This is a genomic window from Pseudoalteromonas rhizosphaerae, from assembly GCF_028885455.1.
GTDB lineage: Bacteria > Pseudomonadota > Gammaproteobacteria > Enterobacterales > Alteromonadaceae > Pseudoalteromonas > Pseudoalteromonas rhizosphaerae.
In genome coordinates this window covers 1,380,472-1,403,980 of the sequence record NZ_CP118496.1, presented here as the reverse complement: position 1 = coordinate 1,403,980, position 23,509 = coordinate 1,380,472, and the positions used below count along the sequence as shown (strand labels likewise).

The following is a 23,509-nucleotide window of genomic DNA, read 5'->3' as shown; positions in this document are numbered from 1 at the left end:
TGCGCGCTCCTTAAAAATGTCCTGTCAGTACGCTAAGGTTAGCGTAGCTCAACGGGTACAGCAAATACGATATTCTCTACTTCGCCAGGGTTTTCAATAACCTGTTTACCGCCTAATTCTTTAAGGCGGTTAATCACTTGTTGTACAAGCACTTCAGGGGCTGATGCACCCGCGGTAACACCAACCGCATTGACATTAGCAAACCATTGATCTTCAACATTACTGGCGTCATCAATTAAGTAAGCAACAGTACCCATTTTATCAGCAAGTTCACGTAACCGATTTGAATTTGAGCTATTTTTAGCACCAACAACTAATAACACATCTACTTTATCAGCTAAGTCACGTACCGCATCTTGGCGATTTTGTGTGGCGTAACAAATATCGTCTTTACGTGGGCCATCAATCGCTGGAAACTTACTTCTTAAGCCATCTATAACATCTGCGGTATCATCTACCGATAATGTAGTTTGGCTACAATAAAATAAGTTATTTGGATTTTTCACGTTTAGTTTGGCAACATCTTCAGGCGTTTCAACTAAATAAATACCACCTTTAGCGTTATCGTATTGCCCCATGGTGCCTTCAACTTCAGGGTGACCATGATGACCAATTAAAATACACTCGATACCTTTACGACTAGCGCGGGTCACTTCCATATGCACTTTAGTGACCAATGGACATGTTGCATCAAATACTTTTAAATCTCGACGCTTAGCTTCACTGCGTACAGCTTGTGACACGCCATGGGCACTAAAAATAACAATGCTGTCGTCTGGCACTTGGTCCAATTCTTCAACAAACACCGCACCACGTTTTTTTAAACCATCTACCACGTAGCGGTTATGGACAACTTCATGGCGCACATAGATCGGTTTTTCAAAGATATCTAACGCACGTTCAACGATACTAATCGCGCGGTCGACTCCCGCACAAAAACCGCGCGGATTTGCCAATAAAATTTCCATTACCCGTTCACCTCTAAAATATCAACTTCAAAAGTTAAACGTTGACCTGCAAGCGGATGATTAAAATCGATGGTCACAGACTCACCCTGCACTTCACGAACAACTCCTGGTAATTCGGTACCATCAGGTTGAGTAAACGCAATAATAGAACCAATTTTTGCCGGCGTTTCTGGGCCAAACTTACTACGGTCTACATAGTAAATATTATCTGGGTTTGGTTGACCAAAAGCATCTTCAGGCTCAAGTTCAAATGACTTGCTGTCACCAGACGCTAAACCAAATAAGCATTTTTCAAAGTTAGCCGTTAGACTACCATCACCCATCGTTAATTTTGCAGGCTTATTATGCACTTTGGTTGAATCTGCCGCAGAGCCATCCGATAGCTTAATTGAGAAATGAAAAATAACCTCTGATTTTTCACCTATAACTGCTTGGCTCATGCTTTTTGCTCCTTAGGACTTTCGCCAGTAAAGGCATCAAATAATAATAATGCGGCACCAATACAAATCGCACTGTCGGCAATATTGAACGCAGGGAAATTCCAGCTTTCATAATAAAAGTGTAGAAAGTCAATCACATAACCATGGCTGATACGGTCATATAAGTTGCCAATTGCGCCCGCTAATACTAACGAATAAGCACTGCATAAAATTTTATTAGTGGCAGGTAAACGTTTTAGCCACCAGATCAATAATACGCTGATTGAAATAGCGATAACGCTTAAAAACCAACGTTGCCAACCACCCGCTTCACTTAAAAAACTAAAAGCTGCGCCATAGTTATGCACATAGGTTAAATTGAAAAATGGCAATATATCAATTGATTCGCGTAAATTCATGGTTTTAACAACCAGTGTTTTACTGGCAAAGTCTGCTACTAAAAGTAGCAAACTTAACCAAAGCCACACTAAACCACTTTTTTGGGCTAGTTTGCTCACTTCCTACTCCTATGCGAATTGGCGTGTTTCGCCTTCGCCATCTACATTGCTAACACAACGACCACAAATTTCTGGATGCGCAGGATTTGCACCTACATCATCACAGTAATGCCAACAACGTTCGCACTTTTGTGCATCAGTAGCTGATACGCTGATGTATAAGCCTTCAATTTCAGTTGTTTGAGTTGCATCTGGTTGTGTATCAACAGCTGTAACAGTAACGTTAGATGTTAAGAATACAAAGCGAAGCTCATCACCCAAAGCTGCTAATTTAGCTGCAAGCTCTGCATTGGCAAAAATATTCACATTAGCTTGGAGTGTCGCACCGATCACGTCTTCTTTACGTGCACCTTCTAACACACGGTTTACTTCATCACGCACAGTAAGAATCGTTAACCAATCGTCATTACTAAACTGGCCTTCGCCAACCGCTTTTAAGCCATCATACCAAACTGAAGTAAACACATATTGGTCACGTTCACCTGGCAGTGCTTGCCAAATCTCTTGTGCGGTAAAGCTCATGATTGGCGCCATCCAGCGAGTCATAGCTTCGGCAATATGATATAGAGCTGTTTGACATGAACGACGGGCATGACTATCACTTTTCGCTGTGTATTGACGGTCTTTGATCACATCTAAATAGAATGAACCAAGCTCACCAGTACAGAAATTCATTAGCTTTTGCGTTACTTGGAGCATTTGGTAACTTTCGTAAGCCGCCAAAATTTCATCTTGTAATTGCGCCGCACGGCCAACAATCCAACGATCAAGTTCAACCATGTCATCAATAGCTACTTGGTCAGTTTTAGGATCAAAACCACTTAAGTTAGCGAGTAAGTAACGGCTAGTGTTACGAATACGACGGTAGCGATCCGCAGAACGGTTGAAGATTTCATCTGATACGGTCATTTCTGCAGTGTAATCAGTTGAAGCAACCCACAAGCGTAAAATATCTGCACCGAGTTTATTCATCACATTCTGTGGTGAAATAACGTTACCTAGCGATTTTGACATCTTACGGCCGTTTTCATCAACAGTGAAACCGTGAGTTAGCACTTGACGATATGGTGCATGACCATTAATTGCCACTGACGTCATCATTGATGACATAAACCAACCGCGGTGTTGATCTGAGCCTTCTAAGTATAAATCAGCTGGACCAACTAAATCTTCGCGAGCATCAACCACACAGGCGTGCGTTACACCAGAATCAAACCATACATCTAATGTATCTTGCACTTTCATGTATTGCTGAGCATCAGCTTCACCAAGTAAAGTTGCAGGCTCTAAGTCATACCATGCTTGAATACCGGATTTTTCAACCAGCAGGGCTGCTTTTTCAATCAAAGCTTGAGTATCAGGATGAAGAGCACCGGTGTCTTTATCAACAAACAGTGCAATTGGAACACCCCAGGTACGTTGACGCGAAATACACCAATCCGGGCGACCTTCAACCATGTTTGCTATGCGGCTTTCGCCCCATTCTGGCAACCACTGAGTGTTTTTAATCTCTTTTAATGAATCTTGGCGCAAATTAGCTTGATCCATACTAATGAACCACTGCGGCGTTGCACGGAAAATAATTGGCGTTTTATGACGCCAGCAATGCGGGTAACTGTGCGTTAAGGCATGGTGATGCATAAGCGCATTACGCTCAGTCAGCACATCAACTACACTCGCATTGGCTTTGAATACATGTTGACCTGCAAAAAGCTCAGTGTCAGGTAAATAAACACCATTTGCACCAACCGGGTTAGCCACCTCTAAGCCGTATTGTAGACCTGCCACGAAATCTTCTTGACCGTGGCCAGGTGCTGTATGCACGATACCCGTACCAGAATCAGTAGTAACATGATCGGCCACAATCACTGGTACATTAAAATCATAAAATGGATGCGCCACTTGTAAATTTTCAAGTGCTGAACCCGTTACATAACCTAATACGTGAAAGTGCTTAAAGCCGTAGCGATCCATTGCATCTTTAACTAGCTCTGACCCTATAATCAAACGCTGCTGCGCGCCTTCATCATCAACTTGCACTAAGGCATATTCTAGTTCAGCATGTACGGCAACCGCACGGTTAGCTGGCAGTGTCCATGGTGTAGTTGTCCAGATCACTGTACTGACTGTACCTTTACCTTCATGATCGGCTTTTAAATCAAAGGCACTAACAACGGCCGCTTGATCAACAAACTCAAAACGCACATCAATCGCTGGTGATTGCTTATCTTGATATTCAACCTCAGCCTCGGCCAAAGCAGAACCACAATCAGTACACCAATGCACAGGCTTTGCGCCTTTGTGTAAATGGCCTTTTTCGATGATACGTCCAAGCACACGAATTGCGTTTGCTTCGAAGTCAAAATTCATGGTTAAGTAAGGCTTATCCCAATCAGCAAATACGCCTAAACGTTTAAAATCAACTTTTTGGCCTTCAACTTGTTTTTTAGCGTATTCACGACATTTCTCACGGAATTCTGCAGCCGTGACTTTCACGCCTGGCTTACCCACTTTTTTCTCTACCATTAATTCAATCGGTAGACCATGGCAATCCCAACCAGGTACGTAAGGCGCATCAAAATCAGATAAGGTTTTTGATTTAACAATAATATCTTTTAGAATTTTATTTACTGAATGACCTAAATGGATATCGCCGTTCGCATACGGAGGGCCGTCATGCAAAATAAAGGTTTTTTTACCTTTCTTAGCGTTGCGAATTTGACCGTACAGGTCGTCTTCATACCATGTCTTAAGCATTTTTGGCTCACGTTGTGCCAAATTGCCGCGCATTGGAAACGTCGTTTCCGGTAAATTCAAAGTATGCTTGTAGTCGCTCATTAATCCTAGTTTCCGTATCGGCTACCTAATTTAAACCAAAACACTGTTTAGCGGCAGCAACATCAGTTGCTATTTGTGCCGTCAATTGTGTTAATGTCTCGAATTTTTTCTCATCGCGAAGCTTTTTAATTAACTCCACGTGCATAAACTGTCCATAAATATCTTGCGCAAAGTCGAACAGATGAACTTCTAATAATGCGCGTGTTCCATTAAATGTGGGTTTGTTGCCAATATTTGCAACCCCATACACTGTTTTATCGTTTAACGTTACTTGTACCGCAAACACCCCATTTACAGGGCATACTTGCCGCTTTAACGCAATATTTGCAGTTCTAAAACCTAATTCACGACCGCGTTTCCAGCCATGGATCACTCGCCCTGATATTGCGTAATCATGACCTAGCATCGCTTTGGCTTGCGCTAACTGACCTTCAGCTAATGCTTGGCGGATCAAGGTGCTGCTTACTCTAGCATTTAATTGCCGAAAACTCGCGGTGCTTTTTACATCCATATGAGCCGCGAGGCCCATTTTTTTTAGTAAATTAAAGTCACCTTGGCGTCTTTTACCAAAGCGAAAATCATCACCTACGGTTAGCGCTTTGACACCCAACTTGTTGATCAGTATTTCTGTCACAAATTGCTCAGCTTGCATATTGGCAAATTGCTGATTAAAACTAATACAAATTACCCGTTCAACGCCTAACTTTGCTAACAGACCTAGCTTATCGCGTAACCGCGTTAATCGAGCTGGCGCATTATCTCTGGCAAAAAACTCTTGTGGCTGAGGCTCAAATAACATTACCGTACTCGGTAAGTTATATTTTTTAGCGTCATTGAGTAATCCATTGAGTACTTCACCATGACCTAAGTGCACACCATCAAAATTACCAATGGTCAACACACAACCATAATGCTGTGTGCGAATATTGTGGATACCTCTAATTAACTCCATGCCACCTAATGCCTTTGTAAGCGTTATGTACCGAGTAAAATTTCACTTGGGTTACAGAATCACCGATTATACCCAAACCACCTCAAGATGCGAGTTTCAGTTGATTTTTTTAGTCTGATTGAGCACTAACAACGTTTTTTATGGTATTTAGTCTTACCCCGAGTAAAAACAACACTAAAAAGTACACCCCCCCTGCCAGAGCGAGTAAACCTATCAATAAAACAACTTGCTCACTAAAATGCCACTGACGCCATAAAAACTGTGTCGCAGCGTACCAAACTACAGCCCCCATCAATAAGGCGGCGAGCAAACATTTGCAGGTAAACAATAAACTAAAACGCGAAAACTGATAAACCTGCTCTTTGCTTAATTGACGATAAAGCAGGTACGCATTACAACTGGCCGACATTGAAGTCGCAAGCGCCAATCCTAAGTAACCTATAAACGGTGCTAACATAATATTAAAGACCATGTTCAACACCAGCGTAATAATGCCAATACGCACCGGAGTTTTAGTGTCTTGACGTGCATAAAATCCCGGCGCTAAAACTTTGATCAACATAAAACTGACAAGCCCAACAGAGTAAGCCATCACCCCTAAACTCACGGCCTGAACATGATCGACATCCCCTTGACTAAACGCGCCATGATCAAATAATACAGAGATGATTAACGGGCTAATGATCATCAAACCAATCATCGCAGGTAAGCCTAAAAAGATCACAAACCGCACTCCCCAATCTAAGGTGTGCTGAAAATCGCTGCTTTTTTCGCTGCTATGTAATTTAGATAGCGCAGGTAAAATAACCGTCGCGATACCAATGCCAAATAACCCCAGTGGAAATTCGATTAGGCGGTCAGAATAATATAACCAAGCAATTGACCCTGTCATTAACAATGACGCAATCATGGTATCAAGCAGTAGATTAATTTGACTAATAGATACCCCAAACAACGCCGGTAACATTAACTTACGGACTTTTTTTACATTTTCGTCCTGCCAGGCCCAACGTGGTTTACTGAGCATTTTCGCTCGGTACAGAAACGGCAATTGAAACAATAACTGCACCACGCCACCGACAAACACACCAATAGCTAGCGAATAAGCACCAACCGAGAATTTATCGTGTAATAAGATTGCACAGGCAATAATCGAAATATTCAACAGCACTGGCGTAAAGGCCGCAACAGCAAAACGATTATAAACATTCATCACCGCGCCACTGAGTGCAACAAGACTTACAAAAAATAAATAAGGGAACGTTAGCTTAAGTAAACTACTGGCTAATACAAATTTTTCACCGTCTGGGCCACCTTGCCACCACTCAATAAACCACCCAGTACCAAATAGTGCTGCAATAACTGGCGATGCAATTACACCGATAATAGTTACAACCAGTAAAATAGTACCAAGTGTGCCAGCAGCTTGAGCAACAAACAGCCTGACTTTGTCGTCCCCTTGTTGCTGTTTGATTTCCGACAAAACTGGCACAAATGCTTGCGCAAATGCCCCTTCAGCAAATAAGCGGCGCAAAAAGTTGGGAATACGATTAGCGAATAAAAAAACGTCGGCGGCAGCACCTGCGCCAAGTAAATTTGCGACAACAGCATCTCGCACTAATCCTAAAACACGCGATATCATTGTCATTGCACTTACAATCATACCGGAACGAAATAATCCTTTTGCCACACTAAACCTGCTTTAAAACCAACGATAAAACCAATTATGCCACAGTCTTTTTTATAAATCGCTCTAAAGCACTAGGCTGAACTCACCGCCTTTGTTACAATAGCGGTATTAACTGTGCTAGAGCGGCAAATTGATGTTCGTTATATAGGAGCAGTTTTTCTTGGTATGTCAAATTTTTATTGACATTCACGATTAAAAAAGGCATATTCCACGGCCTTTAAATTAAGCTTATTTTAAGATTGTTAGGAGCAAACCTTGGCTAACATCAAGTCTGCAAAAAAACGCGCTATCACTAGCGAAAAAAACCGTCAGCATAACGCAAGCCGTCGTTCAATGATGCGTACATACTTCAAAAAAGTAGTTGTTGCTATTGAAGCGGGCGACAAGGAAGCTGCACAGCAAGCTTTCGCAGTTGCTACACCTATTTTAGACCGTTATGCAACTAAAGGTCTAATTCACAAAAACAAAGCAGCTCGTCATAAGAGCCGCATAGCAGCTAAGATCAAAGCGCTATAATTTGTTTTTGCTAGAATATAAAAAACCGGTCTTGACCGGTTTTTTTATATCTATCATTTAACGCTTAAAATTATTTAAACACTGTTGTTGCGTTAAACAACGTCTAATTCTGGATAAAACTTTTTCAACATTGCCGCTATTTTCTTCGGTGTAAATGGTTTTACCACAAATCCTTTAGCCCCTTTATCGATTGCATCTTTAACATTCTCAACCGTTGAGTGAGCCGATACCATAACGACATTAGTTTGTGGGTTTATTTCATTGATCTGCGCGATAATCTCTTTACCATCACCGTCTGGCAACTCAATATCTAAAAAAATAATATTATAATCGGCCGCTTGGCAAGCACTTATACATTGCGCAGCTGTCGACGCTTCTCTAACATTTTCAATACCTAAGTGCATTAATGTTTGATGGAGAAAGCTGCGCACTGTTCCAACATCATCCACTATTAAAATTGAAAGCTGCGTATTCATTGTTGATCCCCGTAGGTTATGAACTAGGTTTAAGTTATTATGCTTAATAACTTTTCTAATTTAATAATCTCATTATAGAGAGCTCTGCTTAAAAGGCCAGATTTGCTTTATGTCAAATAATATAAAAAAACAATCCTTGCTAGGAAAAACGCCTCAACGAAAAAAACCAACGGCACCAACTAACAAGCGAAAAGCGCCTGCTCAGGCAAACGTCACGCAAGCACAAACACAAACTGCTAGTAGTGAATTAGCTGAAACAAAAAAAAGCCGCACAGGCATTATTGTAGCGGGTGTTATTGTGTTTGCTATTTTAGTTATCCCCAAACCACAGTTATTAACCTATGAAAAATTAGGATTAGTAACGCAAAGTGTATATTGGCCGGGACTGTTTGGTTATGGCGCCATGTTATTTGACTCAAATTTGCAGCCAAATGCCGATTTAGCGCGTAATAGCCTTTATTTATGTCAAAACAATAAGCAACCAGATACTTGTCAAAAATATCGAGTAACCGAACAAGCCGGCTTTTTTTCTGCATTACAAAAATTAATTTTGGATTAAAAAAAATAATCTGAAAATATAAAATTACTTGGTTGAAAGGTGCGCAAAATATCAACATAATGGCGCTCCTTTTTTCAACACTTGAACAACGATACAACCATGCTAAACGAGCTAGATTGGCTTTTAAATATTATCCTGTTAGCCCTAGGATTAGGGGCGTTTTTTATCAATCAATTAACAATACTGCGTGTAGCGGCGATCAGCGCCTGTGCTTTACTGTTTTTGTCATTTAGCTTGGATTTAATGTCGTCGAGTGTTATTTCAAACATGAGTTTAGTGTTGATAAACACGTTTTACTTGTTCAAGGTTTATACCTTTGGGCAATTAAATGTGCCGCAAAATTAATATCTCTCCCTAGATAATTTTATGTACCCTACCGGGCTTTGCTCGGTAGGGTATTTTTTTGCGCGAATAGAACTTGGGCAGCAAAATGAACTAAGTTAAAATCATCGGCGTATTATGCTACTTTGGGTATCACTATGCCTTTAACTGACTCTGATTTATTTTTAACGTCTATGGAAGACGTTGTTCGCCTAGATCACGATACGATCGAACCATCACAACACTTAACTGGCCCCTCTTTAGCCCAGCAACAAAAACGCAAAGCCGCAGAATTAAATTTAAACATCGATGAAAATTATCTACGTAGTGAATTAGTCGAGCTATTAGAGCCTAATGCACTATTGAGTTATAAAAATGCGGGAGTGCAAGATGCTGTATTTAAAAATCTTCGATTAGCTAAGTATCAGCTTGATGCGACACTTGACTTACATGGCCAAACACTAAAAAACGCACGCCAAGCCTTATTTGAATTTATAACTGATTGCCAAAAAAGTAATATTCGTGTGGTAGTGATCCGCCACGGCACTGGTATCAAAAACAAAAAGACCCCTGGGGTGTTAAAAAGTTATACCAATAAATGGCTACAAGAAATTGACTGCGTATTAGCCTTTCATAGTGCACTTAGGCATCATGGTGGCAGTGGTGCAAGCTATGTGTTAATTAAAAAAAGTGATGAGAAGAAGAGTGAGAACCGGGAGCGTCATAGTAAACGCTAACCCGGCTTCGTTATCAATTGTTGGTTCTATTTATTCTGTTTGGCTTTGTAAAACGGGGGCTTGTTCACTTGCATTAGCTTGATTAAACCATGCAGACACACCCATTAAGACCACTGAAATAACGATAATACTAAATTTAACGCCTGTTTGATGCTGTTTCATTGTACACCTTATTATTATTGTTAGTGTTTTTTGAGTTAACTAGACTAACTAAAATTACAGATGTTAACAAGATGTACTACGCTATTGTCGCTGAACTTTTAATAACCTTTTGTTCTATCAACCTGATTATTTAATTTAAGGCCTGTTTTCATACGTTGTACATTATTAGCAATCTGCTGCGTTACAGTTTCCAGATCAGACAATGCCGCGCAATGGGGAGTCATTGTAACCGCTGACTGATGCCAAAAAGGATGCTCTGCAGCTAATGGCTCTTGTGCAAAAACATCCAATGTTGCTCCTCTTATAATTTGATTATCTAATGCCCAAAGTAAATCGTCTGCAACGACGTGCTGGCCTCGCGCTACATTGATGAGCACGGCATGACTTGGTAGCTGCATTAATAAGTTGCGATTAATAAAGCCCTTCGTTTGCGTGGTTAGTGGTAATAAACACACGAGATAATCAGCCTGTGCTAACAAACTTGGTAACTCACTTACTTGATGAATACAATTTACTTCGGGTATATTTTTAGGGCTTTGTGAAAATGCACTTACGGTAAAATTATTAGCCAGTAAACGTTTAGCGCAGCTTTGTCCTAACTCACCAAAACCTAAAATCACAACATGATTATGACTATAAGCGCGTTTTGGCAGCCATTGTCGTTGTTGTTGCTTAATCACATAGTCTTTAAGCCTTAACTTATGCGCTAAAATATGGGTAAGCACATACTCTGCCATATCATGAGCTAAATTTTCATCAACGATGCGTGTCACAACGACATTGTCAGGGAGTAAGTTTAAATCAATGCTATCGACCCCTGCGCCAAATGAAGAAACTACTTTTAAATTCGGTAGTTGTGCCCACATATCTGCAGGTGCCAGCCAAGCAAGCACAAATTCAACATCCTCTAAGTTATCACAGTCTGGCCACTGTGAAATTTTTACACCTGGTAATTTAGTCGCTAACGCAGTAATAATTTTACTGCAATCACGTCCACTAATCGCAACGTGTACGCTCATGTTATGCCTATAGAGTTGTTGATTTGCAAAGAGTATAACCTTTGTTAAAACATTTAATCTAATCGAATTACTGCTCGGCTCTTTAAAAAGTCACACAACTGCAACCTAATTGTCATGGCAAGCTTTTACTCTGGCGATATATTGATCACCATATGCAAACGAGGTAATTATGATCAGTGTTGATAAAGTAATCGCAGCAAATCTACCACAATTAGAAAACTCACCTAAAGTAAAAAGTTTAGTTAAAAAAGGGTTAGGTTATTTGCTTCACGAACAAGAATTTGTTGCATTTGGTGATGCCTACCCGCACTTACAAGGCATTGAGTTTGTTGAGCAAGTGTTGGATGAACTAGATTTTGATACTCGCTACAAGCCAAAGCAGATTGAGAATATTCCTAGTGAGGGTAAGTTAGTTATTGTTGCTAACCACCCTATTGGCTCTTTAGATGCACTGGCATTAATTAAAGTATTATCAAGTGTTCGTAAGGATTTAAAGGTCGTTGCCAATCGCATGTTAATGTCAGTTACGCCAATGCACTCATTATTACTGCCGGTCGATAATTTATCGGGTGACAGTAAAAAGCAAGAACTCAATAATATCCACCAGCACCTTAAAGAAGCTGGGGCCATTCTCATTTTCCCAGCAGGTGAAGTGTCGCGTTTAAGCCCTACCGGAATTAAAGATTGCAAGTGGAATAGTGGTTTTTTACGGATCGCAAAAAAAGCCAATGCGCCAATTTTACCGATTTTTATTAAAGCCAAAAATAGCCCACTTTTTTATGGCACATCGATGATTTACAAGCCTTTAGCGAGTTTATTACTGGTTAAAGAAATGTTTAAACAACGACAAAAATCATTAGAGTTTGAAATTGGCGCATCGATACCTCCAGAGTCTTATTTAATTGAAAACCTTAAAGACAAAGAAGTAGTCAATCTGATCCGTAAGCAGCTTTATGCACTTACCTCAAAGAAAACCTTACCGCTTAAAACACAAGCACCCATCGCCTCCTCAGAATGCCGCAAGGAACTAAAAAAAGCCATCGAACAGTGTGAGCTATTAGGCACAACTCAAGACGGCATGCAGATATACCTTTATCAATATCAAGGCAGCTCAGCGATTTTCAGAGAGCTTGGCCGGTTACGAGAGATTTCGTTTCGCACTGTTGGTGAAGGCAGTGGTAAGCGTCGTGATATTGATAAGTACGATATGGATTATCAGCACTTGGTTTTATGGGACGGCTCACAACTTGAATTGGTTGGCGCATACCGACTTGCTTGTGCTCAAGCTATTATTGATAAACACGGCCGCAAAGGTTTATATACTGATAGCTTATTTTCTTACAGTGATGCAATGACTCCTTACTTTGCTGCAGGTATTGAACTGGGTCGCAGCTTTGTACAACCTAAATACTGGGGTCGTAAAAGTCTTGATTATTTATGGTATGGGATTGGCGCGTTTGTGAAAAATTATCCTCAGTATCGCTACCTCTATGGCGCAGTCAGTGTCTCTAACGCGTTGCCAGAACCAGCCAAAGCCATGTTAGTTCATTATTATCAGCATTATTACGGCGCTAAGCAGGTTATAGCTACACCTAATAATGAGTTCAAACTCACAGAGCAGCAACTCATACAGTGCGCAAATCTATTTAGCGGTGATGATGTCAAAGAAGACTTTGTTGAGCTCAAACATGTGCTCGCAAACATGGGTGCCCAAGTACCCACTTTATTTAAACAATACACCGAACTATGTGAGCCTGGCGGCGTACAGTTTTTAAGTTTTAGTGTTGATCCTGATTTCAATAATTGTATTGATGGCTTAGTGCTTGTTGATCTTGAAAAAGTAAAAGAAGGCAAAGCAAAAAGATATTTAGGAAAGAACTAAGAACGCAAAGGTGTATAAAATAAGGACGACCAGCCATCTAGCTTATTTACTATACCCAAGCCACCTCAAGATACAGAATTCAGCGTTTCACAGGGGCTTAATATCAAGGTGTTACTTTGCAAGAATGGCAATCCCTTTTAAGAAACAACGATGAGAGTAAGTCCCTGTGAAACGCCCAACGGGTTGGTTTAAAAGCGATTTATACTGCGTTATTGATTTTAACAATAGAACCACTATTACTTGCAATCAATGCCTTGCCTAAATCGCTTTTAATTCCAACTAAAACTCGCATCTTGATGTGGTTTGGGTATATATCCGTAACGTGAATTTGCGTTCGCTGTATGCTATCAAAAGTAGTTTTTATGTGCAGATATGATAAAGTGGTTGTACACAAATTGTTGACAGAACAGCTATGAAAAGGTCCCTGCTATTTTTATCTTTTATCATTATTTTTTCGGTAGTTAGCATTCAATTATTGGTGATACCTCATTTTGAAAGTAACGTCAGGTACCCTACTGAAAAATGGGCTTTAGAGTTTTTAACATCAGGCTCTACGGATCTTCTTGCACAACAATTACAATCCATACCTAAACACCAGAGAATGGCCTACTTACAAAACATACAAGCTAATTTTGGCTTTGAACTTACTTTACAAGACTATCAACAAAGTGATTTTTCAAGTGAGCAACAATCTTGGCTCGCAGAGGATAAAATTTGGGGTGATCCGCAAACAGATTTAGCATATCGAAAAATAGATGACGAACAGCTATTAGTAATTGTAAAACCCAATACGGTTCCTAAGCATCTGATCAACGAAGCGCAACGTTGGATGATGGGCTCTTTTTACCTACTGAATAATATGCTGATGCAACACCCACAGCAGAGCTGGCCGTCGATAATTGATTCGCTCAGTGATGATTTTACATATCCCGTTGCACTGATGACATTGAGTGAGTTAACTTACACAGAGCAACAAATAGCCCAATTAAAAACAGGAGCTATTGTGACCATATCAACTGCGGATTCTGATTTTATTGGCTATCCCGCCGACATTGCCGTACAGCGCATCAAAAATAGCGATAAAGTAATTGTACTTGGCCCTTTTAGCCCTCAACTAAAGGGCAAAGTGGTGTACATGTTAAGTATCTTTTATTTTATATTCGGCTTTTTTCTGCTTATACCAATTATAATATGGTTAATTCCTGGCTGGCGCTCTATGTTATCGCTCAATAAAGTGGCGATATTACTTGGACAAGGTAAATTTGATGCTCGCGCTAAGCTAATTCGTTTTAGCCATCTAAACCACTTGTCCAAAACGTTTAATACCATGGCCGAAAAAATACAACGCCTTATCTCTTCTCATAAAACTCTGATCAATGCTGTATCACATGAATTGCGAACTCCCATCGCACGCATTGAATTCAATGTTGAATTACTTAGAAATAGTACAACCAATGACTATCAACTAGGGCAACTAGAGCGGATTGAATTATCTTTGAATGAACTAAATTCATTAGTGTCAGAAATGCTTACACATGCTCGATTTGAGCGCGAAATACCCACTCTTACATTTGCAACCGTTGAACTTAATCATTGGATAAAACAAGAGTTAATCTGTTGGCAAGAAGCCAACCCTGATACTGAGATTGTTTTACTTGAACAAGGCGCTTGCCATGCAATGATTGATAAGTTTTATATGAGCCGTGCATTAAGTAATTTAATGCGCAATGCCATAGCGTATGGAAGAAACCATATTCAAGTAAGCTATGAACAAACCGCAAAAGGCTGGCTGATTTGTGTTGCTGATAACGGTGATGGTATTCCTTTACCCTGTGCTGAGAAGGTATTTGAACCATTCTATCGAGAAGATCAAAGTCGTAATTTGCAAGTCGGTGGAACCGGACTAGGCCTTGCAATCGTTAAACAAATTTTAGGCTGGCATGAAGGAACCGCGAGTGTTGAGCCATCCAGCTTAGGTGGTGCATGTTTCATACTAAATTGGCCAGCCAAACGCACACATCGATAATCCACATAGAGAACAAGAAATGAAAACAAAGATTTTAGTGGTAGAAGATGATTTACCGCTTGCTGAGTCAATTCAAGAGTATTTAACGATTGAAGGCTATCAGGTTGAAATAGAATCAAATGGCGAGCATGCGGTCTCCCGTATTCTTCAGTGGCAGCCAGCTCTGGTGCTGCTTGACGTTATGTTACCGAACAAGGATGGCTTAACGGTATGCCGCGAAGTAAGGCAGTCATACAGCGGCTATATTTTGATGTTTACTGCACGAGAAGAAGAAATTGATCAGGTTGTAGGGCTTGAAATTGGTGCCGACGATTATTTACTAAAGCCGGTGAAACCTCGCTTACTACTGGCAAAAATTAAAGCTTTTTTAAGACGTGGACATCCCACAGATCCACTCGCCATAAAGCCACAAACGAAAGAGTCTATAACGTTTGGGCAATTAATCATTAATACGCACAACCGAACTGTCTCTTTAGCAACGCAACATATCCAGCTCACAGACGGCGAATATGACCTACTGCTACTGCTTGCTAAAAATGCAGGAGTTATTCTGTCACGTAGTGACATTGTTGAAAAAATAAAAGGTTATCACTATGATGGAATTGAACGTGGTGTTGATAATCATATTAGCCAGTTACGCAAGAAGCTCGGTGATAATGCGCGTAACCCAATAAAAATTAAGACTATCCGTTCCAAAGGCTACTTATTTGTAGTTAGTGAGTGGTAGTTCTAGGTGGATATGGCGCTATATCTCCAACATGGGAGTAGCGCCTTTTAAAGACTTGAACTGTGGATAATACATCTATCTCAGCAACTATTTCACACTAACCAGAGGAGTTTTAATCTAAAGTTATTCTTCAGCCATTACTCGTTTACCATTACTATCGACAACTAATAAATATGAAGCGCCAAAATTACCCGTACATAAATCGATAGCCTGATTGGCAACTTTTAGGCCATTAGCACAATTACTCACCGCTAAGAACGCTGTGACACTGCCCTTTTTTGTAGTTAATACTTTTTTATCATCAATTGACACATCATACTCGCCGTTGGCAAATAAACGCACATTAAATACATCTGCAGTATTGTTTTGTTTTTTATCAATGACAGACAAAGCCCGCTTACCTGAAGATTGCCAAGCAATTACCCATAAATCGTCGTTATTACTCAAGGTTGTATTTATGCGTTCCTCTTTATTCGCATTGATACTATCTTTAACTCCCAAGTTAATCATGTTATTGATTACTTTATAACTGTAGTTATAGCGACTACCCACAGCATTGGCCTCTACATCGCCCGCAGCGATATTATCACTATCGAATAAACCACTGTAGCCGGTGCTAATACTCCTTTTTTTGACATGAAAGTCAGCCATATAATCCAATGAATTTATGAAAGACATATTTGCTTGATGGGTTAATTTATCATCTAATTCATCCGTGCTTTCACCACATCCACTTAAAGCAGCTGCCACACCAAACAACAGTGCAATACTAAATCCTTTATTACTGGTGCTCATAACAATCTCCATAATGTTTAATTTTATCAACGCTAAAAACCGCACTAAACGCTGTTATTACTTTAATAATTTTTTATTAATCAATTACTAAGTATTTTATTTCGAATAGCGAAATTTACTGAAAAAATGTTAGCATATCCTTTACGAGACATCTCTCAGCGCTTGTCGGACATTGTCAGAAATTGTCTGTTTATAATGAACAGTTTAATGATGGCCTTGCGTTATAGTCAGCTGATACGGCTAAATACCTGCTCTAAAAGCTGTGTATATATTTTCTCAATTTTTAGTAAGTCATTAATAGGCACATGCTCGTTAACTTGGTGGATGGTATTATTTCGTACCCCGCATTCAATCACTTGGGTGTAATCATTGGCAAAAAACCGCCCATCAGAAGTTCCGCCACTGGTACTTAATAAAGGATAACTGCCTGTCACATTAAAAATAGCTTGTTCAACTTGAGTCAATAAACAGCGACGCGTTTGATGACTCGTATAAAAAGGCTCACACGGACGCTCCCATTCCACACTCAGCAAAGCTTGTAAATCGTCTAACGCGAATTGAATCTCATTTTTTATATCACTGCTTTTATAACCATGGCTATAACGAATATTAAATGTCATTTCACATAGTGCTGGCACCATGTTATCGACAACATTAGCAATATTAATCCCGGTTATTTGCAAGCTCGTATGTGAACTTGGCTCGTCACGCTGCCAAGTTATGCTAGTCAAGCGCTTGATTACTTCTGCACTAAGATGAGCTGCATTGATGGTGTTTTCTGGATAAGCAACATGCCCTGCTTTGCCGTTGATCACTAACCGCGCAGACAGTGCACCTCGACGGCCATTTTTGATTGTATCACCAACATGCAAATGACTGGTTGGCTCGCCGACAATGCAGCCGTCAAGTTGGATGCCCTGTTGCGCTAAACGCTCGGCAATCAGTAGTGAACCATATTCCGCTTCCCCTTCTTCATCAGAGGTGATCAACCAGTAAAAAGTACCTTTTTTTGCAGCTACGTTAGCCAGTAATGCACGACTGGCACATAACATGGCGGCAACGCCCCCTTTCATATCAGCAGCGCCTCGGCCATAAATCGCGCCATCAATAATATCACCTGAAAATGGTTCTGCTCGCCACGCTCCTCCAGATGCGGGGACCACATCAATATGCCCCGAAAAAGCATAGCGTGGCCCATCACCAAAGCTTACTTTAGCTATTAAATTAGTAACATTATTAAAGGTAAACTGTTCACAGTTAAAGCCAAGGTCTGTTAACTGCTTTGCTAACCAGTCTATTGCCCCGGCTTGCTGTGGCGTAACAGATTTAAATTGGATCAGCTTTTGAAGGTAACTGACCACAGTATCAGTGTGGATTGCATCATTCGTGGTGTGAGATTGGATAGCTAAAGTCATAATTAACACCCTTATTAAGAGAGAGTGTATTCATTACAACCTGAATTTATGACCGCTTTATGAAACACGGATTATACTAATCGTTTTAAGTTACTGACCATTTATAGCGACAGAAAAATACAGTGATAACAAGGCAGAGATTTTGACATGTAGTTGTTCTCGGCAATTGCTCCTGCATTGCTCTACCTCTTGCATCCATGCAGTCGTACATGAAAAATTACTAACGCAGTTAGCGCTTTATTTAGCGCGCTAGAATGGTTAAATATTTAAGTCGATTGGTATTAGTGTGCACCTTCTTCGATGAATGCTTCTTGGCTGACTTTAGCGATATCTTTATCATCTTTGGTCAATTTTGTTTGTTGCCAACGACCACGACAAAACCACAAATACGATAGCGATGCGACGATCACATTGGTGACAGCAAACGAGTACCAAATGCCGTGATCGCCCAGATGTGTGTGTTTTGACAAAATATACGCCACCGGAAACTGTACTACGCATTGAGAAAACAGCGCCAACAACATCGCATTAAGCATGTTCCCTGATGCTCTAAATGCAGCCACCACACATAATTGCACGCCTATTCCGCCCCAAGTTAAGCACATAACACGAATAAACTGTGCGCCTTTGGCTATCACACCTTGATCATCGGGGATAAAAAATGCCACTAGGTAAGGTGCAAATATAAATGCAATCGCCCCAATAAAAGACAAACCACATAATCCCCAAAGTACCGCCAACTTAGTAATTTGCTCTGCTCGTTGCGGGTTACCTGCGCCCATGTTTTGTCCGACCAAGGTCGACACAGCCATCGAGAGTCCCATAGCCGGGATCATCACCATCTGTAATATATTTGAACCAACACCATAAGAAGCAATGGTTTGAGTGCCAAAACTAGCCACTAAAAAAGACATGATAATCAAACCAAATGCACGCGCTGACAACTCCACAGAGCCTGGTGCACCTAAATAAAACGCTTGTTTGATATAACTGTAATCAGGAATGAAACTTGATAATTTTAGCTTAATACCATGGCGACCACGCATAAAAATAACAATGCCAGCAATGGCTGCCAAACTTTGTGTCACCAATGTAGCCAGCGCTGCCCCCATCACCCCAAGACCTGTAAAGCTGCCATAACCAAAAATAAATAATGGATCGAGTACAAAGTTTAGCAACACGGTTACGGAAACAATGATCAGTGGCACCTTGGTTTGGCCAATACCCCGCATTAAGGCTTGAAACATGGCATAAATAAATACAAATACCACACCCACAAATGACACATGCATAAATTTTAAAGCATCGTTATAAACGGCATCTTCAACACCCAGTAAATGTAAAAAGTAAGGAGATAGCAAATAACCGATAATTCCTAAACAAATGGCCGTCACAGTCACCATTAACACTGTTTGTGCGGCCACATGGTTTACTTTATCTTGCTGGCCAGCCCCCATATATTGCGCTGACAAAATAGCCCCCGCCATCGCAAGTCCAGAGCCAATCGCAATCACTAAAAAAGTCACTGGCATACTTACTGACACCGCTGCAACTTGTGCCGCCCCTAGACGACCAACCCAGAACGCATCGGTTAATTGATAGGCAGATTGTAAAATATTGATAAGAATAATAGGAACTGCAAGTTTTAACAGTGCTTTGCTAATAGAGCCAGACAGAAAAAGATGGTTGGTTTCGTTCATTGTATACCCTTGCTTTAAGCAGCAATTATAACTTATTTTCCTGACCTATTGATGAATAGCAATAAAAAAGAGTGCACTGTCAATCGATTTTAAACGTCAATTAAGTAAACCTTAATCTAAATCAAACAAACGCTGCGCCGTTTTATACGCTGTTATAAAGCTTGATCTAGAACAGTTTTTTATTTTTTTTTTGGCTGATAATAACGCCAATTCAAAAAGTAGTTCTCGGAGAACAGCATGAAAAAACAACTTAGCGCAGCGTTACTCACCTCACTTTTAATCGCATCTCCTTTCGCCAGTGCAAACTTAAGCGTTAATGTCGGTGCTATTAATGTTAACCCTGACAATAGCAGCTCAGCGATCAATGAAGATCCAAGTTTAGGCTTAAAAGGTAGCTCGGATACACAACTGGGTATTACAGTTGACTATGCATTTAACGATCAGTGGGTTCTAGAATTGGTTGCTGCAACACCCTTTTCTCATGAAGTTAATGGCACCGGTGGTTTAGCTGGCAATAAAATAGCTGATATTAAGCAATTACCGCCGTCACTAATCGCTCAGTACCACTTTTTAGAAAGTACTTCAGCATTTCGCCCATTCGTTGGTGTAGGTATTAACTACACAGTGTTTTTTGATGAGCAACCTTCTACAGCGCTAAAAACAGTACTGGGCACCAACGACGTTGAAGTAAAGCTTGATAACTCATTTGGTTTTGTAGCTCAAGCAGGCTTTAACTATATGCTAGATCAAAACTGGGGCGTACATGCGATGGTATCAATCATGGATATTGAAACCGATGCAACTGTTTATGCCGATGGTAAACAAGCTCTTACTTCAACAGTAAAAATTGATCCTGTAGTTGCCATGTTAGGGGTTAAATACGCTTTTTAAACATACTCTAAAAAGGCCTAACGACCTTTTATCAGTGTATGTAAATTCAACTGGGAAGATTTGTTATTTTTTTCTGCTCTAACATTTCTTTCCAGTGCATAATTTCCGTAGGTAATATAGGCACAACACCATCAAAGTTTACCGCCTCTAGCATTTCTTCTACGCTGACGACACCTCGCTTGCGCTTAAACACACCTCTTACATAGGCGATCGCATGCAAGCCACGCTCGGAATGAAATTTTTGCTCAATATAAAAATACTTATGATCCCAACCCACTAAGCGCGTGCTAATGGTATAGCGTTGCATTGGCTTAATATCACGAATATAAGTAATGGCCGTGGCGTTAACGATAGGAAACCAACGTTTTTTCATAATCGTTTCAAGCAAGCCAACTCGCTCAGTCATCCAAGTGCGAGCTAAATCCATCATTGCTAAATAACGAGAGTTAGTAAGATGTAAATTAATATCACAATCACTTGGCAGCGCTTTGTAATCTATATCCACAGTGTCTAACAATGATTGATAATCACGGTTACGTTTGATTTTAAAAAATAATAATAAAAGACGAAAATATAAGTTCACAATAAAGGTCTTACCAGTTAACAGTTTTGTGAGTGTAGCATAGCGTATTGCATTGGAGAATATTCTGCTCTACTCTGAAATTCTCTGATTATAAATAATAGTAGAAAAATGATGAAAAAATCAGTTTCTTATTTGAGTATGGTATTTGCATTGATGAGTACCAGCGCGATGGCCGACTTTAACTATCCTGGCGAAGGAGACGTACGTTATCCAACTGGGGTTGAAAAGCCGTTTCAATTTGGGTTTGCTTGGCAGCAACAAAATAGCAAGTTTACTATAGGTAAAAAAAGCTATGATATGCAATTACCTGAATCCTATTCCATTGCTATTACTTTAGCAAAAGACGACCAACAAGTGTGGGTGCAAGAATTTAATAATGGCTTTATTGAAGGATTCAGCTGGGAAATTGGCGAACACACAATCAAACTTGAAAAACGTCAATATAAAGGCGCGGTAAAAGGGGATTATGTTATCAGTTTAGATAACAAAGATTACTTTTTTGCCCGTAATAACATCAGTATCTTAATTAAGTTCACCGCTGAGGGTATCGATACTGTCGCTATTGACGGTGTAACCAAAGATATGGGTACTAAGCAATAGTACCCAATACTGTTGATTTGAGTCAGTTTACACTTTTACAGTTTTACGATTAATGCCGTAATCACGTAGCTTATTTGCAACTGCGGTATGACTTAACCCTAAACGCTTAGCCAATTGTCTCGAACTTGGGTAAGCAGGGTACAACTTACGTAATAATGTAGCCTCAAAACGCTTTACAGCTTGGTCGAGCGAGCCCTCAAAATCAGACTCCAAGTACCCTAAATCATGGGTAAATGCTGGTAATTGTAAATGCTCAACACGCAGCTCGTTATCATCTAATAACGAGACCGCACGGTATATCGCATTTTCTAATTGGCGGACATTGCCCGGCCAAGGATAATCTTGTAAAAACGACAAACACTCTGCAGATAGTTCCGGAATTGCATGACCATTTTGCTGCGCATATTTTTGAATAAAATGTTCTGCAAGTGGCCCTACATCAGCTTTACGATCACGTAGTGGAGCAATTTCTAAAGTCAGTACATTGATCCGATAGTATAAATCTTCTCTAAACGTACCCTCTTGTACCATCGCGGGTAAATCTTTTTGCGTGGCGGCGATAATGCGTACATTTACTTTTACTTCGTTCTCATCGCCAACTTTGCGAAATGTACCATCTTGTAAAAAGCGCAGTAACTTAGTTTGAAGTTGGGTAGACATTTCACCCACTTCATCTAAAAATACCGTGCCACCATCCGCTTGCTCTAATACGCCGCGTTTTGGCGCTGCATTTTCTTCATAACCGGCATAACCAAATAATTCAGACTCAGCAACATCATCAGGCAGTGAAGCGCACGATAAAGCGATAAAAGGTTTTACAGAACGATTAGATGCATAGTGACAAGCGCGTGCCAGTAACTCTTTGCCGGTACCGGTTTCACCAGTGATAAGTATCGGAGCTTCAAGTTGTGCCATTTTACGCGCTTCACGAACCACACGACGCATCGCAGTGCTAAAGTTGTGAATAGTTGCAAAGCTTTCTTGACCATAACGACGAAACGCACTTACCTGCTGACCTAAACGGCTTTGTGATTTAATGTTGATCACCGCACCGGCTAATACATCACCTTCATTGCCTTGTGGTACTGCGATTGGCAAGATATCCGCGATAAAATCTTCACCAGCCACCTCAACCCGGGTTGTTTGTCCCAGTACTTCTTTGCCTTCTAACCAACGGGTAAAGTTAAAGCCTTTCAATAGATTATTAATATTTGAACCAATAACTTCTTTTTCAGTTAACTGTAAATCTTTACATGCAGCATCGTTGCAAAGCCTTACCCAACCTTTGGCATCAATTGAGATCACACCATCTGGTAGCGCACGCAACAATGTGTTGAGCTCATTATGCTCACGCTCAGAAGGTAAAAAAGCGGTGGTACGTACATCCTGTACACCATCAATTAATCGAATTGAGGGCATGATTTTTTGAAACTGCTCAAATTCAATCGGTGGAAAACTCACATACATACGACAGTTAATTGAATCAACTTCAATACCTTTTAAATCAACGCGATAGTTGACTAAAATATTGAGTATTTCTTGAGCAATACCGATGCGGTCTGCACAATGGATATCTAAACGCATTTCACCCTCAAAAAGAGAAAACCTACTATGTCGCAAATAATACGCTAACTACCCATCGCTGGGTAGTCTATTGTAAAGATTTTTGGACAAATGATACTAACCATTATTGCAAAGACTTTTTATGGCAACTG

23 protein-coding genes are annotated in these 23,509 nt (G+C 40.3%); 9 read left to right on the top strand and 14 right to left on the bottom strand.

Annotated features, from left to right (window positions below; translation table 11 throughout):
- Nucleotides 1–38 precede the first annotated feature (38 nt).
- From ispH to murJ, 6 genes are all read right to left on the bottom strand, one after another.
- Entirely contained in the window at nt 39–968 is a 930-nt protein-coding gene (ispH, locus tag PVK79_RS05935) for a 4-hydroxy-3-methylbut-2-enyl diphosphate reductase (protein ID WP_182734408.1), read from the bottom strand.
- A complete protein-coding gene (fkpB, locus tag PVK79_RS05930; RefSeq protein ID WP_145237262.1) occupies nt 968–1,408 on the bottom strand; it encodes an FKBP-type peptidyl-prolyl cis-trans isomerase in 441 nt (146 codons plus the stop codon). The genes ispH and fkpB overlap by 1 nt, the downstream gene beginning before the upstream one ends.
- Entirely contained in the window at nt 1,405–1,905 is a 501-nt protein-coding gene (lspA, locus tag PVK79_RS05925) for a signal peptidase II (protein ID WP_145237265.1), read from the bottom strand. The genes fkpB and lspA overlap by 4 nt, the downstream gene beginning before the upstream one ends.
- Before the next feature lie 9 nt (nt 1,906–1,914).
- Nucleotides 1,915–4,743, bottom strand: a complete 2,829-nt coding sequence (gene ileS, locus PVK79_RS05920) for an isoleucine--tRNA ligase (RefSeq protein ID WP_145237269.1) — start codon at nt 4,741–4,743, stop codon at nt 1,915–1,917.
- Between the two features lie 25 nt (nt 4,744–4,768).
- Nucleotides 4,769–5,695 (bottom strand): bifunctional riboflavin kinase/FAD synthetase, encoded by a 927-nt coding sequence (gene ribF, locus PVK79_RS05915; protein ID WP_145237272.1) that lies wholly within the window; start codon nt 5,693–5,695, stop codon nt 4,769–4,771.
- 109 nt (nt 5,696–5,804) lie between these two features.
- Entirely contained in the window at nt 5,805–7,343 is a 1,539-nt protein-coding gene (gene murJ / locus PVK79_RS05910) for a murein biosynthesis integral membrane protein MurJ (protein WP_338052649.1), read from the bottom strand.
- 297 nt (nt 7,344–7,640) lie between these two features.
- Here murJ and rpsT point away from each other — a divergent pair, with 297 nt between their 5' ends.
- The gene (gene rpsT, locus PVK79_RS05905) at nt 7,641–7,901 is read left to right on the top strand and encodes a 30S ribosomal protein S20 (RefSeq protein WP_145237275.1); all 261 of its coding nucleotides are present in this window, start codon (nt 7,641–7,643) and stop codon (nt 7,899–7,901) included.
- Nucleotides 7,902–7,993: 92 nt separating this feature from the next.
- On the opposite strand, the gene PVK79_RS05900 is transcribed toward rpsT, so the two are convergent.
- Nucleotides 7,994–8,377 carry a response regulator gene (locus PVK79_RS05900; protein WP_145237278.1) on the bottom strand — a complete coding sequence of 128 codons (384 nt, stop codon included), beginning with the start codon at nt 8,375–8,377 and terminating at the stop codon, nt 7,994–7,996.
- A gap of 109 nt (nt 8,378–8,486) precedes the next feature.
- Here PVK79_RS05900 and PVK79_RS05895 point away from each other — a divergent pair, with 109 nt between their 5' ends.
- The 3 genes from PVK79_RS05895 to smrA all read left to right on the top strand — a co-directional run bounded on the left by PVK79_RS05895 (nt 8,487) and on the right by smrA (nt 9,994).
- A complete protein-coding gene (locus PVK79_RS05895; RefSeq protein WP_182717079.1) occupies nt 8,487–8,936 on the top strand; it encodes a hypothetical protein in 450 nt (149 codons plus the stop codon).
- 99 nt (nt 8,937–9,035) lie between these two features.
- Entirely contained in the window at nt 9,036–9,281 is a 246-nt protein-coding gene (locus tag PVK79_RS05890) for a hypothetical protein (RefSeq protein ID WP_145237284.1), read from the top strand.
- 134 nt (nt 9,282–9,415) lie between these two features.
- Nucleotides 9,416–9,994: a DNA endonuclease SmrA gene (smrA, locus tag PVK79_RS05885; RefSeq protein ID WP_257325491.1), complete on the top strand. Its 579-nt coding sequence runs from the start codon at nt 9,416–9,418 to the stop codon at nt 9,992–9,994.
- Between the two features lie 30 nt (nt 9,995–10,024).
- On the opposite strand, the gene PVK79_RS05880 is transcribed toward smrA, so the two are convergent.
- Nucleotides 10,025–10,156: a hypothetical protein gene (locus PVK79_RS05880; RefSeq protein ID WP_257325490.1), complete on the bottom strand. Its 132-nt coding sequence runs from the start codon at nt 10,154–10,156 to the stop codon at nt 10,025–10,027.
- 98 nt (nt 10,157–10,254) lie between these two features.
- Nucleotides 10,255–11,175 (bottom strand): 2-hydroxyacid dehydrogenase, encoded by a 921-nt coding sequence (locus PVK79_RS05875; RefSeq protein WP_257325489.1) that lies wholly within the window; start codon nt 11,173–11,175, stop codon nt 10,255–10,257.
- Nucleotides 11,176–11,344: 169 nt separating this feature from the next.
- Between PVK79_RS05875 and olsF the strand changes: the two genes are divergently transcribed.
- The 3 genes from olsF to PVK79_RS05860 all read left to right on the top strand — a co-directional run bounded on the left by olsF (nt 11,345) and on the right by PVK79_RS05860 (nt 15,810).
- Nucleotides 11,345–13,057: a bifunctional ornithine lipid synthase OlsF gene (olsF, locus tag PVK79_RS05870; RefSeq protein ID WP_145237294.1), complete on the top strand. Its 1,713-nt coding sequence runs from the start codon at nt 11,345–11,347 to the stop codon at nt 13,055–13,057.
- A gap of 601 nt (nt 13,058–13,658) precedes the next feature.
- Nucleotides 13,659–15,083 carry an ATP-binding protein gene (locus tag PVK79_RS05865; protein ID WP_257325488.1) on the top strand — a complete coding sequence of 475 codons (1,425 nt, stop codon included), beginning with the start codon at nt 13,659–13,661 and terminating at the stop codon, nt 15,081–15,083.
- A gap of 19 nt (nt 15,084–15,102) precedes the next feature.
- Nucleotides 15,103–15,810, top strand: a complete 708-nt coding sequence (locus PVK79_RS05860) for a response regulator (protein ID WP_257325487.1) — start codon at nt 15,103–15,105, stop codon at nt 15,808–15,810.
- A gap of 123 nt (nt 15,811–15,933) precedes the next feature.
- On the opposite strand, the gene PVK79_RS05855 is transcribed toward PVK79_RS05860, so the two are convergent.
- From PVK79_RS05855 to PVK79_RS05845, 3 genes are all read right to left on the bottom strand, one after another.
- The gene (locus PVK79_RS05855) at nt 15,934–16,605 is read right to left on the bottom strand and encodes a hypothetical protein (RefSeq protein ID WP_257325486.1); all 672 of its coding nucleotides are present in this window, start codon (nt 16,603–16,605) and stop codon (nt 15,934–15,936) included.
- Nucleotides 16,606–16,832: 227 nt separating this feature from the next.
- Nucleotides 16,833–18,020, bottom strand: a complete 1,188-nt coding sequence (dapE, locus tag PVK79_RS05850; protein WP_257325485.1) for a succinyl-diaminopimelate desuccinylase — start codon at nt 18,018–18,020, stop codon at nt 16,833–16,835.
- A 281-nt stretch (nt 18,021–18,301) separates the two neighbouring features.
- Nucleotides 18,302–19,720: an MATE family efflux transporter gene (locus PVK79_RS05845; RefSeq protein WP_145237310.1), complete on the bottom strand. Its 1,419-nt coding sequence runs from the start codon at nt 19,718–19,720 to the stop codon at nt 18,302–18,304.
- Between the two features lie 237 nt (nt 19,721–19,957).
- On the opposite strand from PVK79_RS05845, the gene PVK79_RS05840 reads away from it, so the two are divergent.
- Nucleotides 19,958–20,611, top strand: coding sequence for an OmpW/AlkL family protein (locus tag PVK79_RS05840; protein WP_145237312.1), 654 nt, complete (start codon nt 19,958–19,960; stop codon nt 20,609–20,611).
- A 46-nt stretch (nt 20,612–20,657) separates the two neighbouring features.
- On the opposite strand, the gene PVK79_RS05835 is transcribed toward PVK79_RS05840, so the two are convergent.
- Nucleotides 20,658–21,194 carry a thioesterase family protein gene (locus tag PVK79_RS05835; RefSeq protein WP_257325484.1) on the bottom strand — a complete coding sequence of 179 codons (537 nt, stop codon included), beginning with the start codon at nt 21,192–21,194 and terminating at the stop codon, nt 20,658–20,660.
- A 111-nt stretch (nt 21,195–21,305) separates the two neighbouring features.
- Here PVK79_RS05835 and PVK79_RS05830 point away from each other — a divergent pair, with 111 nt between their 5' ends.
- Nucleotides 21,306–21,794, top strand: a complete 489-nt coding sequence (locus PVK79_RS05830) for a hypothetical protein (protein ID WP_145237744.1) — start codon at nt 21,306–21,308, stop codon at nt 21,792–21,794.
- Nucleotides 21,795–21,821: 27 nt separating this feature from the next.
- On the opposite strand, the gene tyrR is transcribed toward PVK79_RS05830, so the two are convergent.
- Nucleotides 21,822–23,378, bottom strand: a complete 1,557-nt coding sequence (tyrR, locus tag PVK79_RS05825) for a transcriptional regulator TyrR (protein ID WP_145237318.1) — start codon at nt 23,376–23,378, stop codon at nt 21,822–21,824.
- Nucleotides 23,379–23,509 lie beyond the last annotated feature (131 nt).

Bases quoted from the DNA above. Each gene is read 5' to 3' on its own strand.
- ispH (WP_182734408.1), bottom strand. From the start codon at position 968: ATGGAAATTTTATTGGCAAATCCGCGCGGTTTTTGTGCGGGAGTCGAC.
- fkpB (WP_145237262.1), bottom strand. From the start codon at position 1,408: ATGAGCCAAGCAGTTATAGGTGAAAAATCAGAGGTTATTTTTCATTTC.
- ileS (WP_145237269.1), bottom strand. From the start codon at position 4,743: ATGAGCGACTACAAGCATACTTTGAATTTACCGGAAACGACGTTTCCA.
- ribF (WP_145237272.1), bottom strand. From the start codon at position 5,695: ATGGAGTTAATTAGAGGTATCCACAATATTCGCACACAGCATTATGGT.
- murJ (WP_338052649.1), bottom strand. From the start codon at position 7,343: ATGACAATGATATCGCGTGTTTTAGGATTAGTGCGAGATGCTGTTGTC.
- PVK79_RS05900 (WP_145237278.1), bottom strand. From the start codon at position 8,377: ATGAATACGCAGCTTTCAATTTTAATAGTGGATGATGTTGGAACAGTG.
- PVK79_RS05895 (WP_182717079.1), top strand. From the start codon at position 8,487: ATGTCAAATAATATAAAAAAACAATCCTTGCTAGGAAAAACGCCTCAA.
- PVK79_RS05890 (WP_145237284.1), top strand. From the start codon at position 9,036: ATGCTAAACGAGCTAGATTGGCTTTTAAATATTATCCTGTTAGCCCTA.
- smrA (WP_257325491.1), top strand. From the start codon at position 9,416: ATGCCTTTAACTGACTCTGATTTATTTTTAACGTCTATGGAAGACGTT.
- PVK79_RS05880 (WP_257325490.1), bottom strand. From the start codon at position 10,156: ATGAAACAGCATCAAACAGGCGTTAAATTTAGTATTATCGTTATTTCA.
- PVK79_RS05875 (WP_257325489.1), bottom strand. From the start codon at position 11,175: ATGAGCGTACACGTTGCGATTAGTGGACGTGATTGCAGTAAAATTATT.
- olsF (WP_145237294.1), top strand. From the start codon at position 11,345: ATGATCAGTGTTGATAAAGTAATCGCAGCAAATCTACCACAATTAGAA.
- PVK79_RS05865 (WP_257325488.1), top strand. From the start codon at position 13,659: ATGGCCTACTTACAAAACATACAAGCTAATTTTGGCTTTGAACTTACT.
- PVK79_RS05860 (WP_257325487.1), top strand. From the start codon at position 15,103: ATGAAAACAAAGATTTTAGTGGTAGAAGATGATTTACCGCTTGCTGAG.
- PVK79_RS05855 (WP_257325486.1), bottom strand. From the start codon at position 16,605: ATGAGCACCAGTAATAAAGGATTTAGTATTGCACTGTTGTTTGGTGTG.
- dapE (WP_257325485.1), bottom strand. From the start codon at position 18,020: ATGACTTTAGCTATCCAATCTCACACCACGAATGATGCAATCCACACT.
- PVK79_RS05845 (WP_145237310.1), bottom strand. From the start codon at position 19,720: ATGAACGAAACCAACCATCTTTTTCTGTCTGGCTCTATTAGCAAAGCA.
- PVK79_RS05840 (WP_145237312.1), top strand. From the start codon at position 19,958: ATGAAAAAACAACTTAGCGCAGCGTTACTCACCTCACTTTTAATCGCA.
- PVK79_RS05830 (WP_145237744.1), top strand. From the start codon at position 21,306: ATGAAAAAATCAGTTTCTTATTTGAGTATGGTATTTGCATTGATGAGT.
- tyrR (WP_145237318.1), bottom strand. From the start codon at position 23,378: ATGCGTTTAGATATCCATTGTGCAGACCGCATCGGTATTGCTCAAGAA.